Source organism: Pseudomonas sp. MWU12-3103b (assembly GCF_023100615.1).
Lineage (GTDB): Bacteria > Pseudomonadota > Gammaproteobacteria > Pseudomonadales > Pseudomonadaceae > Aquipseudomonas > Aquipseudomonas putida_A.
Window position 1 is genome coordinate 52,982 of sequence record NZ_JALMEY010000020.1, and the last position, 13,090, is coordinate 66,071.

At 59.9% G+C, this 13,090-nt stretch carries 15 protein-coding genes; 8 read left to right on the plus strand and 7 right to left on the minus strand.

The features are described 5' to 3' along the window. Positions 1-684: a lipoprotein-releasing ABC transporter ATP-binding protein LolD gene (gene lolD / locus M0808_RS25245; protein WP_164747873.1), complete on the plus strand. Its 684-nt coding sequence runs from the start codon at positions 1-3 to the stop codon at positions 682-684. Between the two features lie 64 nt (positions 685-748). Then, complete coding sequence (locus M0808_RS25250; RefSeq protein ID WP_041068958.1) at positions 749-1,993, plus strand: lipoprotein-releasing ABC transporter permease subunit; 1,245 nt, start codon at positions 749-751, stop codon at positions 1,991-1,993. Between the two features lie 108 nt (positions 1,994-2,101). Here M0808_RS25250 and M0808_RS25255 read toward each other — a convergent pair whose 3' ends face one another. Next, a complete protein-coding gene (locus M0808_RS25255) occupies positions 2,102-3,451 on the minus strand; it encodes a heavy metal sensor histidine kinase (protein WP_247842776.1) in 1,350 nt (449 codons plus the stop codon). Continuing rightward, on the minus strand, positions 3,451-4,131 hold the full coding sequence (locus M0808_RS25260) for a heavy metal response regulator transcription factor (protein ID WP_098964794.1): 681 nt from the start codon (positions 4,129-4,131) through the stop codon (positions 3,451-3,453). Before M0808_RS25260 ends, M0808_RS25255 begins: the two co-directional genes overlap by 1 nt. A gap of 154 nt (positions 4,132-4,285) precedes the next feature. Between M0808_RS25260 and M0808_RS25265 the strand changes: the two genes are divergently transcribed. After that, entirely contained in the window at positions 4,286-4,819 is a 534-nt protein-coding gene (locus M0808_RS25265; protein ID WP_247842778.1) for a cupredoxin family protein, read from the plus strand. Positions 4,820-4,880: 61 nt separating this feature from the next. After that, positions 4,881-5,711: an NADPH-dependent 7-cyano-7-deazaguanine reductase QueF gene (queF, locus tag M0808_RS25270; RefSeq protein WP_098964791.1), complete on the plus strand. Its 831-nt coding sequence runs from the start codon at positions 4,881-4,883 to the stop codon at positions 5,709-5,711. Between the two features lie 178 nt (positions 5,712-5,889). On the opposite strand, the gene M0808_RS25275 is transcribed toward queF, so the two are convergent. Together M0808_RS25275 and M0808_RS25280 are read right to left on the minus strand one after the other, a co-directional pair. Further along, positions 5,890-6,153, minus strand: a complete 264-nt coding sequence (locus M0808_RS25275) for a DUF4404 family protein (protein ID WP_041074003.1) — start codon at positions 6,151-6,153, stop codon at positions 5,890-5,892. 109 nt (positions 6,154-6,262) lie between these two features. After that, the gene (locus M0808_RS25280) at positions 6,263-6,883 is read right to left on the minus strand and encodes an HAD family phosphatase (RefSeq protein ID WP_247842780.1); all 621 of its coding nucleotides are present in this window, start codon (positions 6,881-6,883) and stop codon (positions 6,263-6,265) included. Positions 6,884-7,080: 197 nt separating this feature from the next. Between M0808_RS25280 and M0808_RS25285 the strand changes: the two genes are divergently transcribed. Then, complete coding sequence (locus M0808_RS25285; protein ID WP_098964788.1) at positions 7,081-7,770, plus strand: VacJ family lipoprotein; 690 nt, start codon at positions 7,081-7,083, stop codon at positions 7,768-7,770. A 52-nt stretch (positions 7,771-7,822) separates the two neighbouring features. On the opposite strand, the gene M0808_RS25290 is transcribed toward M0808_RS25285, so the two are convergent. Next, complete coding sequence (locus tag M0808_RS25290) at positions 7,823-8,122, minus strand: PilZ domain-containing protein (protein WP_247842781.1); 300 nt, start codon at positions 8,120-8,122, stop codon at positions 7,823-7,825. A 274-nt stretch (positions 8,123-8,396) separates the two neighbouring features. On the opposite strand from M0808_RS25290, the gene rssB reads away from it, so the two are divergent. Together rssB and rssC are read left to right on the plus strand one after the other, a co-directional pair. Further along, positions 8,397-9,581 (plus strand): two-component system response regulator RssB, encoded by a 1,185-nt coding sequence (rssB, locus tag M0808_RS25295; protein ID WP_041074010.1) that lies wholly within the window; start codon positions 8,397-8,399, stop codon positions 9,579-9,581. Then, a complete protein-coding gene (gene rssC, locus M0808_RS25300; RefSeq protein ID WP_003226553.1) occupies positions 9,578-10,060 on the plus strand; it encodes an anti-sigma factor antagonist RssC in 483 nt (160 codons plus the stop codon). Before rssB ends, rssC begins: the two co-directional genes overlap by 4 nt. 213 nt (positions 10,061-10,273) lie before the next feature. Here the strand turns inward: rssC and tal are convergent, their stop codons facing one another. Together tal and M0808_RS25310 are read right to left on the minus strand one after the other, a co-directional pair. Beyond that, the gene (tal, locus tag M0808_RS25305; RefSeq protein WP_247842783.1) at positions 10,274-11,200 is read right to left on the minus strand and encodes a transaldolase; all 927 of its coding nucleotides are present in this window, start codon (positions 11,198-11,200) and stop codon (positions 10,274-10,276) included. 207 nt (positions 11,201-11,407) lie between these two features. Further along, positions 11,408-12,358, minus strand: coding sequence for a glycosyl hydrolase family 5 (locus tag M0808_RS25310; RefSeq protein WP_134786943.1), 951 nt, complete (start codon positions 12,356-12,358; stop codon positions 11,408-11,410). Between the two features lie 291 nt (positions 12,359-12,649). Here M0808_RS25310 and M0808_RS25315 point away from each other — a divergent pair, with 291 nt between their 5' ends. Next, complete coding sequence (locus M0808_RS25315; protein WP_007968224.1) at positions 12,650-13,090, plus strand: low molecular weight protein-tyrosine-phosphatase; 441 nt, start codon at positions 12,650-12,652, stop codon at positions 13,088-13,090.

Here is a 13,090-nt window from a genome sequence, read left to right on the forward strand (position 1 = left end):
ATGAGTGATAAAGCAATTTTGAGCTGCCGCAACCTGGGCAAATCCTACGAGGAAGGCCCGGAGTCGGTGCAAGTGTTGGCCGGTCTGCAACTGGAGTTGCACCCGGGCGAGCGTGTGGCGATCGTCGGCAAGTCCGGTTCCGGCAAAAGTACCTTGCTCAACCTGCTGGGCGGTCTCGACACGCCGACTGAAGGCAGCGTCTGGCTCGACGGCGAAGAACTGTCGGCGCTGAGCGAGAAGAAGCGTGGCCTGCTGCGTAACCGTGCCTTGGGGTTCGTGTACCAGTTCCACCACTTACTGCCGGAGTTCACCGCGCTGGAAAACGTCTGCATGCCGCTGCTGATCGGCAAGACTGCGATCCCGGAAGCACGTCAGCGCGCTACGGCGTTGCTCGAGCGCGTAGGTCTGGGTCATCGTCTGGAGCACAAACCGGCCGAGCTGTCCGGTGGTGAACGCCAGCGTGTGGCTATCGCCCGTGCACTGGTGAACAATCCGGGCCTGGTAATGCTCGATGAGCCGACCGGCAACCTTGATTCGCACACCGCCGAAGGCATTCAGGACTTGATGCTGGAACTCAGCACCTCGATGCGCACCGCGTTCCTGGTGGTGACTCACGACATGAACCTGGCCCGCCAGATGGACCGCGTCCTGCAGTTGCAAGAAGGTTGCCTGACCGCCATTTGACCGACCGAAACCCGGTGCCTGTGTAAGGCATCGGGTCTTTTATTTTTATACGGTGCCCCAGCGAATGTTCAGACCGTTATCGATCTTTATCGGCACGCGCTATACCCGCGCCAAGCGCCGCAATCGCTTTGTTTCGTTCATCTCGATGACTTCGATGATCGGGCTCGCCCTCGGCGTGCTGGCGATGATCGTGGTGCTGTCGGTGATGAACGGCTTCCAGCGTGAAATGAGCTCGCGCATCCTCGGCATGGTGCCGCACGCGACCATCGTTGGCGTCAAGCCGATCGATGACTGGCAGCCGGTCGCCGCCGCCGCGCTGAAAAATCCTGAAGTGACCGCCGCCGTGCCGTTCACCGAGATGGAAGGCATGCTGTCCTACAAGGGCCTGATGCAGCCGATCCAGATCAGCGGTGTTGATCCGGCCCAGGAAGGCAAGGTGTCGATCGTGGCCCAGCACATTGTGCAGGGACGTCTCGATGACCTGAAACCGGGCGAGTTCGGTGTAGTGATCGGTGAAATCACCGCGCGCCGCTTCCGCCTCAACGTCGGCGACAAGATCACTCTGATCGTGCCGGAAGTCAGCACCGCACCGGGTGGCATTACCCCGCGCATGCAGCGCCTGAACGTGGTCGGTGTGTTCAAGGTCGGCGCTGAACTGGACGGCTCGATGGGGCTGATCCACGTGGCCGATGCCGCGACTATGCAGCACTGGCAGCCGAATCAAGTGCAGAGCGTGCGCCTGGCGGTGAAGGATCTGTACGCCGCGCCGAAAGTCTCCTCGGACATCGCCGCAGGCCTCGGTGCCGAGTTCAAGGCTGACGACTGGACTCACACCCAGGGCAGCCTGTTCAGCGCGATGAAAATGGAAAAAACCATGATCGGCCTGCTGTTGCTGATGATCGTCGCTGTGGCGGCGTTCAACATCATCGCCACGCTGATCATGGTGGTGAACGACAAAGGCGCAGACATCGCGATCCTGCGCACCATCGGCGCCACGCCACGGCAGATCATGGCGATCTTCATGGTGCAGGGCACGGTGATCGGCATTGTCGGCACACTGATTGGCGGCGTGCTCGGCGTGATCGCGGCACTGAATGTCAGCGAGATGGTCGGCTGGGTTGAGCGCGTTACCGGGCAGCACATCTTCAGTTCCGACGTGTACTTCGTCAGCAACCTGCCTTCGGAATTGCAGGGCGGGGATGTGCTGTTGATCTGCTCGGCGGGCTTTATTCTGAGCTTCCTGGCGACGGTGTACCCGGCGTTGCGGGCGGCGAAGATCGAGCCGGCGCATGCGCTGAGATATTCGTAAGCGCCAATACCGCCTTCGCGAGCAAGCCCGCTCCCACAGGGGATTTGTGTACGACGCAGATCCAATGTGGGAGCGGGCTTGCTCGCGAAGGGGCCGGAACTGTCGGCCTCAATCCTTCTTGGGCAACTCGATCACAAAGCGCGTCCACTCCGCAGCCGATTCGCAATGAATCTGCCCACCATGGGCGCGGACGATCGATTGGGTAATCGCCAGACCCAGCCCCGCATGTTCACTGCTGCCTTCCTGCCGCGCCGGATCTGCTCGATAAAACCGGTCAAACAGCCGTGGCAACAACTCTGCCGGAATGCCTTCGCCACTGTTCTCCACCGACACCTGCGCTATGTGCGGTTGATCGACGATGGACAGGTGCACGCTGCCTGACGCCGGGGTGAAGCGCAGCGCGTTATCCAGCAGATTCGACAAGGCCCGGCGCAACATATTGCGATCACCTTCCATGCGCGCATGACCTTCGCGGCTCAGTTTCACCCCGGCGTCCTCGGCCAGTGGCGCGAAAAACTCAAGCAATACATCGCTCTCATCCGCCAACTCCAGCACCTCACGCTTGGGCATCAGCAAACCATGGTCAGCCTTGGCCAGATAAAGCATGTCGTTGACCAGTTGCGCCATCCATTGCAGTTCTTCGAGGTTGCTGTGCAGGGCTTCGCGGTAATCCTCGAGCGGCCGCGGGCGGGTGAGGGTGACCTGGGTGTGGGTCAGCAGGTTCGACAGCGGAGTGCGCAGTTCATGGGCGATGTCGGCAGAGAACGCCGACAGCCGTTGAAACGAGTCATCGAGGCGTCCGAGCATGGCGTTGAAGCTGTGGGCCATTTCCGCAAGTTCGGGGGGCATTTGCGCTTCCGGCAGTCGGGCATTCAGCGATTGTGCGGAAATCCCACGCGCTACTGCACTCATACGGCGCAGCGGACGCAAGCCGCTGCGTGCAGCCCAGGCGCCGAGCAGCGCAGTGGCCAGCGCCGACAACCCGACAGTCAGCCAAATGAGATGCTGCATGCGTTGCAGGAAGTGCTGGTGATGGGTGATGTCCAGCAGCAGAGTGAGCTGTGGCGAGTCGGTTTTGTCAGGGTAGAGCGGGGCGTTGAGCACGCGGTAGTCGGCGCCGTCATGGCTGATGGTCGACAGGCCCGGCTGTTGCGGCAAGTCCTGCGGTAAATTGATCGAGCTGTCGTACCAGCGCTGGCCGTCACTGCCGGTAATACGCAGCGCCAGATCGGCCTGACGGCTCAGCTCATCCGCCAGCCGCGCCTCACGCTGAGCGGGTTGCACATCCTGCAAGGCTCGGCGCAAACCGATCAGCTTGCCGTCCAGCAATTGCTGATCGAGCTCAATGAAGTGCGCCTCGCTGGCGCGGCTGAACAGCACCCCGGCGAACAGCGAGACCACGGCGGTGCAGGCGGCAAACAGCAAGGCCAGACGCGAACTCAGGGACAGGCGACGCATCAGGCCGGACGCTCTTCAAGCACGTAACCCATGCCGCGCACGGTGTGGATCAGTTTGTTGGGGAAGTCATCGTCGATCTTCAGGCGCAGGCGCCGGATCGCCACTTCGATCACGTTGGTGTCGCTGTCGAAGTTCATGTCCCAGACTTGCGAGGCAATCAGCGATTTCGGCAGCACTTCACCCTGACGGCGCAGAAGCATTTCCAGCAGGGCGAATTCCTTGGCGGTGAGGTCGATGCGCTGGCCACTGCGTTCGACCCGACGGCGAATCAGGTCCAGACGCAGGTCGGCCAGTTGCAGACTGGTTTCCTGGGGCAGGGCGCTGCCCCGGCGCAGCAGGCTGCGCACCCGGGCCAGCAGTTCGGAGAAGGCGAAGGGTTTGACCAGATAATCGTCGGCGCCGAGTTCGAGGCCGTGCACCCGGTCTTCCACGGCGTCTTTGGCGGTGAGAAACAGTACCGGCGTGTCGAGGCCGGCGTTGCGCACCGCCTGCAGAATCTGCCAGCCACTGCGCCCGGGCAGCATCACGTCGAGAATCAACAGCGCATAATCCCCGCTCAACGCCAGTTGCTGACCGCTGACGCCGTCGGCCACCAGTTCTGTGTTGAAGCCGGCCTCGGTCAGGCCCTGGCGCAGGTAGTGGCCGGTTTTCGGTTGGTCTTCGACGATCAGCAGTTTCATGGGCGACTCGGGTTGTAGGAACAAAAGCGTTATACCGTGGGAGCAGCCGACACACGCCAACCTGACAAAGTTGTAATCTGCCTGTCAGGTAGCTGCCAGCGCAGGCGGGCTAGAGTTTCCCACAGGCTGAACCTTATCTTGTTGGAGTATGACTATGTTTTTGCGCAACCCTCTGGCCGTCGCCGCCTGCTTGCTAGCGCTGAGTTCACCTGTCTGGGCCGCACCCGCGCACAGCTATGATTTCGGCCAACCGGCACCAGCAGCCAAGGCTACTCGCAGCATTGAAGTTGTACTGAACGACATGTCGTTCGATCCCAAGGCGATTCAGGTCAAGGCCGGTGAGACGGTTCGCTTTGTGCTGGTGAATAAAGGTCAGTTGCTGCACGAATTCAACCTCGGTGACGCCGCGATGCATGCCCAACACCAGCAGGAAATGTTGCAGATGCAGCAAAGCGGCATGCTCACGCCTACCGGCATGAAAGAAATGTCCCACGACATGGCGGGCATGGATCACGGCAGCATGGACCACGGCATGAAGCACGACGACCCCAACAGCGTGCTGGTCGAGCCGGGCAAGACCGCCGAGCTGACCTGGACCTTCAGCAAAGCCACCAGCCTGGAATTTGCCTGCAATATTCCCGGTCACTACCAGGCGGGCATGGTCGGCAAACTGACTGTCAGTCAGTAAGCACTCAAAGGCGGGCGCAAAGGCTGATAGAATCCGCTGATTCTTCAGTCAGGTTTCCGCCATGCATCCCGCAGCCGAACATTCGCCGCTGGGCAAATCCAGCGAATACATCGCCACGTACACGCCGTCCCTGCTATTCCCGATTCCGCGCACCGCGAAATGGGCCGAGCTGGGCCTGACCGCCGAAACCCTGCCGTATAAAGGCGTGGATTTCTGGAATTGCTTCGAACTGTCGTGGCTGCTGCCGTCGGGCAAGCCGGTGGTGGCGATCGGTGAATTCAGCATTCCGGCGGATTCGCCGAACATTATCGAATCGAAGTCGTTCAAGTTGTACCTGAACTCGCTGAATCAGACACCGTTTGCCGATATCGCCAGCCTGGAGGCGACGCTGGTCAAGGACCTGTCGGCCGCTGCCGGCAAACCGGTCGGCGTACGGGTACGCAGCCTGAAGGACGTCGAAGCCGAAGGCGTCGTGGCGTTGCCGGGCGTGTGCATCGACGATCTGGACATCAGCGTCAGCAACTATGAGCATCCGCGTCCGGAACTGCTGCGTTGCGATGATTCGAAGATTGTCGAAGAGAGCGTGCATAGCCATCTGCTCAAATCCAACTGCCCGGTGACCAGTCAGCCGGACTGGGGCAGCGTGGTGGTGGAATATCGTGGCGCGGCGCTGGATCACGCGAGCCTGCTGGAATACATCGTCAGTTTCCGCCAGCACTCGGACTTCCACGAGCAGTGCGTGGAGCGGATTTTCCTCGACCTGCAGCGTTTGCTGAAGCCGGAGAAACTCACGGTGTTTGCACGTTATGTGCGCCGGGGCGGGCTGGATATCAACCCGTATCGCAGCACTGAAGCGGTACAACTGCCGAACCACCGCCTGGTCCGTCAATAAACATCTGAATTGTGGGAGCGGGCTTGCTCGCGAAAGCGGTCTGTCAGTTGATAATGCATTGGCTGACAGACCGCTTTCGCGAGCAAGCCCGCTCCCACATTGGAATGTGTTTCAAATTGTGGAAATGAAAAAGCCCTGCCAGCGCTGGCAGGGCTTTTTGCATTTCAGGGGAGGAAAATCAGATCCCCATGCTACCCAGCGCATTGACGATATTGCGCAGGGTGCCGGCAATGGCCGGGTGTTCGAGTTCAAAGCGGTCCACCGCCAGGTTCACGCCATCGGCGATGCTGGCATCCTGAGTGGCGCTCTCCAGTTTGATTTCAGTTTCGATCTGCGCCATCAGCGCATGCAGATCTTCACGTTCGGCTTCGGACAGCGGCGGATTCTGCTCCAGTTGCTCGCGCAGGGTGTCGAGTTGTTTTTGCAGTTCTTGGGCGGGCATGGTGGGGTTCCTTTTATCAAGAGGCACTGGCATTGACCGCAGCCGCGCGCCAAAGGTCTATGGCTGACCTTTAGATTAATCCACTCTGCTGCAACCTGCATGATCCCGGTCAGGGCTTTTCGCCCTTGAGGCGGCGCAGGTTGATGTCGGCCAGGCAGGTGTCGAGCTCGCCCAGATGATCGATCACCGAATGCACGCCCAGCCCGAACAACTGCAGGGTTGCCTTACCGCGTCGTTGGTCGCGTTCGTTCTGGCTCAGCGCTTGCCACTCGCTCGGCGACAGGCCGCACAGTGAGCCGCAGGACGCCAGGCCGATGGTCCACAGCCCGGCGTTGAGGCCCGCTTGCAGCAACCGGGGCTCGCCGCTCACCAGCACGCAGCCATCCAGGCAGCTGACGTTCAAAACCATCAGCGCCTGCCAGCAGGCGTTCGGTGCGGGCCATGGATTGATTGTTGCTGAATATTGCGTCGGTTTGATCCACGCCGGCAGAGAGGCCGCCAAGGGTTGCGCGAGGGCAGGGGGCAGCTCGTCGATCCACGCACAGGGAATCTGCTGGCGCTGCAGGCTGAGCAGGCTGTCGAGAGCGCCGGGTGTGGCGTGGGCGTGCTCGGGCAGTACGCTGGCGTGTTGATGGGCACGGGCGCCGAAATCCACCAGACAGCCACTGAGTCCGAACAGCACGGCGGTCAGGCCGGGCGCGGCGACAGGCAAGACTTCAGCGTGGGTCATGGCAACGTCCCTGAAATAGGCATGAGGCTAGGCGACGCCGGTGACAGTTGGATGACAGGGGTGTGAAGGCGCTCCCTGGAAACGTCCTGCATTACTCTTCACGGGCAGACTGCCCAAAACGGCTTTTGCGCTTATACTAGCGCTCTTAACGCCTGGGCCCGGGTGCCCGCGCCAGTAAAAATCCAAGGAGTTTTTCTATGCGCTGGAGCAATCCTCTCGCTCAGCTATGTGTATGTGCCAGCGTCCTGCTGGTTCCGTTCGCCGCCAACGCTGCAACGGAAGAAGACCCTTGGGAAAGCGTCAACCGCCCGATCTTCCAGTTCAACGACTTCGTCGACACTTACGCGCTCAAGCCGCTGGCGCAGGGTTATGAGTTCGTGACGCCGCAGTTCCTCGAAGACGGCATCCACAACATGTTCCGCAACGTCGGTGACGTCACCAACCTGGCGAACAACATTCTGCAGGCCAAGCCGGCAGCAGCCGGTGTCGATACCGCGCGTATCATCTTCAACACCACCTTCGGCCTGCTGGGCTTCTTCGATGTCGGTACCAAAATGGGCCTGAATCGCAGTGACGAAGACTTCGGTCAGACCCTCGGTTACTGGGGCGTCAGCAGCGGCCCTTACGTGATGCTGCCGTTGCTCGGCCCGAGCACCCTGCGTGATGCACCGTCCAAGTACGTCGACAGCTACACCGGTCCGTACCGCTACATCAACGACGTGCCTGTCCGTAACTCGGTGTTCGGCCTGAACATCGTCGACACCCGCGCCAGCCTGCTGTCGAGCGAGAAGCTGATCAGCGGCGACAAATACACCTTCATCCGCAACGCCTACCTGCAGAACCGCGAGTTCAAGGTCAAGGATGGTCACGTCGAAGACGATTTTTAATCTCGACCGATGACAGGAAGGCGGCCCGCGAGGCCGCCTTTTTTGTGTGCGCTTATTTCATCTTCAGAATGCTCAGGCCGAGCTTCTGGCCATCGCCGTCCTGGGCCTTGACCCAGACCACTTCGGTCTCCGCTTCCAGCCCGCTCAGCGCCGCATGATCGGAATCGATGCGCACGCTCAAACGGTCACTAACCGCGAACTGGCGCGGCGCTTCGACCTGCATGCCACTGCTAGAGAGGTCGATGCACACGCCCGACACCTGATCCCCTTCATGAATCAACACCACATCGGCATCGACCCGCATGCGAATGAAATCGCGCTTTTCGCTGTAGTCCCGACCGGTTTGACTCATGGCTTCGACCTTCCATTGGGTTACGGTTTGAGCTGTTCTTATAACTCTCGGTGATTTGACAAGTAAAGTCGTCAAGCGACCATCGGCGCATGCTTGAAACGCCCCGCGGATGGGAGTACCGTCTGCGCCTTAGAAGGGCACCTCTGGTGCAATCGCGTTCCGGCTCAGTGCTCGAAAGCGGTGCAGCAGAGAGGCTAGAAAGCGAATCCAGTAGTCTGAGCCGGGCCGATGCCCCGCCTGCTACGCCAACCTAATTCTGGCGCCGTTTGCCCACATGCCAAAAACCAGTGCCACGCTGCTGATAATCGATGATGACGAAGTAGTGCGCGCGAGCCTCGCGGCCTATTTGGAAGACAGTGGTTTCAGCGTCCTGCAGGCCAGCAACGGCCAACAGGGTCTTCAGGTATTCGAGCAAGACAAGCCCGACTTGGTCATCTGCGATCTGCGCATGCCGCAGATGGGTGGTCTCGAACTTATCCGTCAGGTCACCGAGCGCTCACCGCAAACGCCGATGATCGTCGTTTCGGGTGCCGGCGTGATGAACGACGCGGTCGAGGCGCTGCGCCTGGGTGCGGCGGACTACCTGATCAAGCCTCTCGAAGACCTGGCCGTGCTCGAGCATTCGGTGCGTCGCGCGCTGGATCGTGCGCGCCTGCTGCTGGAGAACCAGCGCTACCGCGAGAAGCTGGAGAAGGCCAACCGCGAGCTCGAAGCCAGCCTGAACCTGCTCCAGGAAGACCAGAACGCCGGTCGTCAGGTGCAGATGAACATGCTGCCGGAAAGCCCGTGGCGCATCGACGAGTTCCAGTTTGCCCACCAGATCATCCCGTCGCTGTACCTGTCGGGTGATTTTGTCGACTACTTCCGTGTCGACGAGCGTCGGGTGGCGTTCTACCTGGCCGACGTATCGGGCCATGGCGCCTCGTCAGCGTTCGTCACGGTGCTGCTGAAGTTCATGACCACGCGCCTGCTGTTCGAGTCCAAGCGCAACGGCACGTTGCCGGAATTCAAGCCTTCGGAAGTCCTTGGTCATATCAACCGGGGGCTGATCAGTTGTAAGCTGGGCAAACACGTCACAATGGTCGGTGGAGTCATCGACGAGGAGACCGGTTTGTTGACCTATAGCATCGGCGGCCATCTGCCGTTGCCTGTGTTGTACACGCCTGACAGTGTTCGTTACCTCGAAGGCCGCGGTTTGCCGGTGGGCCTGTTCAATGAGGCCACCTACGAAGATCACGTGCTTGAGCTGCCTCCGACGTTCAGCCTGACGCTGATGTCCGACGGCATTCTGGATCTGTTGCCAGAACCGACGCTCAAGGAAAAAGAAGCCGCTTTGCCCCAACGGGTGAAGTCGGCGGGCGGCAGCCTGGATGGTCTGCGGCAAGTGTTTGGATTGGCCACGCTAGGGGAGATGCCGGATGATATCGCCCTGTTGGTGTTGAGCAGGAACCTTCAATGAGTACCGGTAGAATCCAGTTCGCCGAGCAGGACGGCACCTTCGTCCTGAAGTTCGTCGGTGAAGTTCGCCTGACCCTGTGTTCGGCGTTGGATGCGACTATTGAGAAAATCTTCACCGCGTTGAATTTCAACGCGATCGTGATCGATTTGACCGAAACCCGCAGCATCGACAGCACCACCCTCGGCCTGCTGGCCAAACTGTCGATCCTGTCGCGGCAAAAGGTCGGCCTGCTGCCGACCGTCGTCACCACCCACGAAGACATCACCCGTCTGCTGCAGTCGATGGGCTTCGAGCAGGTGTTCAACATCGTCAACCACCCGGTGCCGTGCCCCGAGTGCCTGGATGACCTGCCGGATCAGGACCAGTCCGAAGAAGTGGTGCGGATCAAGGTGCTCGAAGCGCACAAGATCCTCATGGGCCTGAACGACTCCAATCGTGAAGCCTTTCATGATCTGGTTAACGCCCTCGAAAGACACTGATTCTTTGGGGTTGAGGTTGTCTGTTCCGGCCTCTTCGCGGGCAAGCCCGCTCCCACAGTGATTGAGTGAACCCGAGATCTTCATTCCACACCTGACCCTGTGGGAGCGGGCTTGCTCGCGAAGGCGCCAGTCCAGACGATGCATCTTTCAGCACCGCATAAAAAAAGGGCGAACCCGTTTGGGTTCGCCCTTTTTGCATTTCAACCGCTCAGATCACAGCTTGGCCTGCAGCAGCGCCTCGAGCTTCTCCTGGTCACGGGCGAATTGACGGATGCCCTCAGCCAGTTTCTCGGTGGCCATCGCGTCTTCGTTGGACAGCCAGCGGAATTGCGCTTCGTTGAGGCTCAGGCGCGCTTCGCCGGCGTGGCCCGGGGCGAGTTTGCGCTCCAGTTTGCCAGTGTCTGCCGCGAGCTTGTCGATCAGGTCCGGGCTGATGGTCAGGCGATCGCAGCCGGCCAGTTGCTCGATCTGGCTCAGGTTGCGGAAGCTGGCACCCATGACCACGGTCTTGTAGTCATTGGCCTTGTAGTAGTTGTAGATGCGGGTGACCGACTGCACGCCCGGATCATCGGCGCCGGTGTAGTCGTTGCCGTTAGCCTTCTTGTACCAGTCGTAGATGCGGCCCACGAACGGCGAGATCAGGAACACCCCGGCGTCAGCGCAAGCGGCAGCCTGAGCGAAGGAGAACAGCAGGGTCAGGTTGGTCTGGATGCCTTCCTTCTCGAGGATCTCCGCAGCGCGGATGCCTTCCCAGGTCGAAGCGATCTTGATCAGCACGCGGTCACGGCCGATGCCGGACTTGTCGTACAGCTCGATCAGGCGATGCGCACGCTTGAGCACGGCGTCCTGGTCGAACGACAGGCGCGCATCCACCTCGGTGGAAATGCGGCCCGGAATCACTTTGAGGATTTCCTGGCCCACGGCGACGCCGAAACGGTCGCTGGCCAGACCCACGTCGCCCTTGCAGTCGCTGACGCAGGCGTTCAGCAGCTCGGCGTAGGCGGGGATGGCGGCTGCCTTGAGCAGCAGGGAAGGGTTGGTGGTGGCGTCGACCGGCTTGACCCGGGCGATCGCTTCGAAGTCGCCGGTGTCGGCAACTACGGTGGTCATCTGTTTGAGTTGTTCCAGCTTGGAAGTCATGGGTGTGCTCTGTCCTGTGGGTTTGACGACATTACCCGAGCGTTGACAGCCACTCAAGGGCATCAGGGCGCAACGGGTTCCCCGGGGGCAACAACCTGAGAACGGCTGTTTGAACGGTGGGGCGCGGTATCGATGAATACGATGCCAAAATCGGCCGCAGGTTCAAAGCAACTGACGGCCAGCGCCCCTTGAGCACATTGATGGAGGTTATTGCTGGCTCAGCTGGGTTTTGACCGCAGTTTCTGCCGGTTTCGGCTGGCCATCGGACGTCAACAGACCGAAATTCTTCTCGCGGTCATTGCTGCCGGTGTCGCTGTTTTTCCACTCGTAAATCGAGGTCAGGGCAATGTTGCGGGTTTTGATATCGGCCACGAATGCACTGATTTTACTGGCTTGGCCTTCAGTTCCGCCGTTGGAGGGAAGCGCCGAGATGCCCCATTCGCTGATCACCCCCGGCAGATGGAAGTTCTGCTGGATAAACGCCTGGGCGTTGCTGATCTGCGTGCCGCTCATGCCGTAGGGATGGTAGGAGACCGCGTTGAGGCATTTAGGGTATTCGCTGACGATTCGGTTGAGTGCCACGGTGGACGCCGAGCCGGCGGTCGGTGGCCGGGCAAAACCAAAACCGATCACCGGGACTGTCTGGGGTTTGTCTTGCAGGGTCTTGCACGCTGCGCTCATGAACGGCACGAAGGTCGTGTCGAAATTGCCGGTCGGCCAGTAGGTGCCGAGGTCCGGCTCATTCCATAGCTCGATCGCCACCAGTTGTGAGCCATAGGTCGCTGCCAGGCTGGTCAGCGCGTTGGCATACGCGACCCCCGCATTCGCCAGATCATTGGCCGGTAACGGCTTGGTCGCGCGCAGGGTCATCAGCACCGGCAGTCCGGCTGCGCGGGCCACGGCGAAGGCATCGCTGATCTGCTTCTGGTAGGCCGCGCTGGGCAGGCTGTCAGTCCATACGCCAAAACGCACGAAACTGAAGCCGGTGGCTTTGACGCGCTCGGCGTCGGCAGCGGAGAAGGTCTGGACTTTGACCTGAACCCCGATGGTTTTATTGGCGGGCAATGCCGGGAACAGTTCATTGGCCTGGCTCTGGCCGGTTGCCGCCAGCAGTAACAGGGTCAGGGCGCTAAGGGGTTTGAGATGGGCTGATTTCATGTCGGTTCTCCGGGTGAGAAGTGACAACGGCGAAAAGGTATCTCGAGATAACTGTTTCGAAACTGACAATGGCACTAAGTGCGCCAATGTTATTTTTTGTCAGGAAAACCAGACCTGAAAATCACAGTTATTTTTAGTCCGTTAATTGTGTTTTGGCGGCTTTTGACCCTGTGGTACTTAATACGCTGGTACTAACAGGGCGAATCTATTTCTGAGTGCAGAATGATCTAGTGGGTTCATTAAGATCCGCTCTAGATGTTGGCAGAATGATATTACACAGGAATGTAAACCTTGTTCAAAAAGATCCTCGTCGTGTGCGTTGGCAATATTTGCCGAAGTCCGACAGCAGAACTTCTGCTGCGCAACGCGCTGACCCCCTCAACCATTTCGGTGACGTCCGCAGGTCTTTCTGCGCGGGTCGGCGAAGGCATGGAAGCCTCGGCGCGCCAGGTGCTGGAAGACCACGGGCACAGCGCCGAGGGTTTCCGGGCCCGGCAATTGACCGCCGATATCGTCAATGAATCAGACCTGATTCTGGTCATGGAAAAACAACATGTGAATCAGGTGCTGAAGATTGCCTCGCACGCCCGAGGCAAAGTGTTTCTTCTCGGCAAGTGGCAGAGCGAACGAGAAATACAGGATCCGTATCGTCAAGGTAAGGCCGCTTTTATTCATGCCCATGCATTGATTGAAGATGCTGTTAGCTCGTGGGCGCAGCGCCTCGGACATTGA

Excerpts from the sequence above, each read along its gene's own strand:
- lolD (WP_164747873.1), top strand. The coding sequence starts at position 1 with ATGAGTGATAAAGCAATTTTGAGCTGCCGCAACCTGGGCAAATCCTAC.
- M0808_RS25250 (WP_041068958.1), top strand. The coding sequence starts at position 749 with ATGTTCAGACCGTTATCGATCTTTATCGGCACGCGCTATACCCGCGCC.
- M0808_RS25255 (WP_247842776.1), bottom strand. The coding sequence starts at position 3,451 with ATGCGTCGCCTGTCCCTGAGTTCGCGTCTGGCCTTGCTGTTTGCCGCC.
- M0808_RS25260 (WP_098964794.1), bottom strand. The coding sequence starts at position 4,131 with ATGAAACTGCTGATCGTCGAAGACCAACCGAAAACCGGCCACTACCTG.
- M0808_RS25265 (WP_247842778.1), top strand. The coding sequence starts at position 4,286 with ATGTTTTTGCGCAACCCTCTGGCCGTCGCCGCCTGCTTGCTAGCGCTG.
- queF (WP_098964791.1), top strand. The coding sequence starts at position 4,881 with ATGCATCCCGCAGCCGAACATTCGCCGCTGGGCAAATCCAGCGAATAC.
- M0808_RS25275 (WP_041074003.1), bottom strand. The coding sequence starts at position 6,153 with ATGCCCGCCCAAGAACTGCAAAAACAACTCGACACCCTGCGCGAGCAA.
- M0808_RS25280 (WP_247842780.1), bottom strand. The coding sequence starts at position 6,883 with ATGACCCACGCTGAAGTCTTGCCTGTCGCCGCGCCCGGCCTGACCGCC.
- M0808_RS25285 (WP_098964788.1), top strand. The coding sequence starts at position 7,081 with ATGCGCTGGAGCAATCCTCTCGCTCAGCTATGTGTATGTGCCAGCGTC.
- M0808_RS25290 (WP_247842781.1), bottom strand. The coding sequence starts at position 8,122 with ATGAGTCAAACCGGTCGGGACTACAGCGAAAAGCGCGATTTCATTCGC.
- rssB (WP_041074010.1), top strand. The coding sequence starts at position 8,397 with ATGCCAAAAACCAGTGCCACGCTGCTGATAATCGATGATGACGAAGTA.
- rssC (WP_003226553.1), top strand. The coding sequence starts at position 9,578 with ATGAGTACCGGTAGAATCCAGTTCGCCGAGCAGGACGGCACCTTCGTC.
- tal (WP_247842783.1), bottom strand. The coding sequence starts at position 11,200 with ATGACTTCCAAGCTGGAACAACTCAAACAGATGACCACCGTAGTTGCC.
- M0808_RS25310 (WP_134786943.1), bottom strand. The coding sequence starts at position 12,358 with ATGAAATCAGCCCATCTCAAACCCCTTAGCGCCCTGACCCTGTTACTG.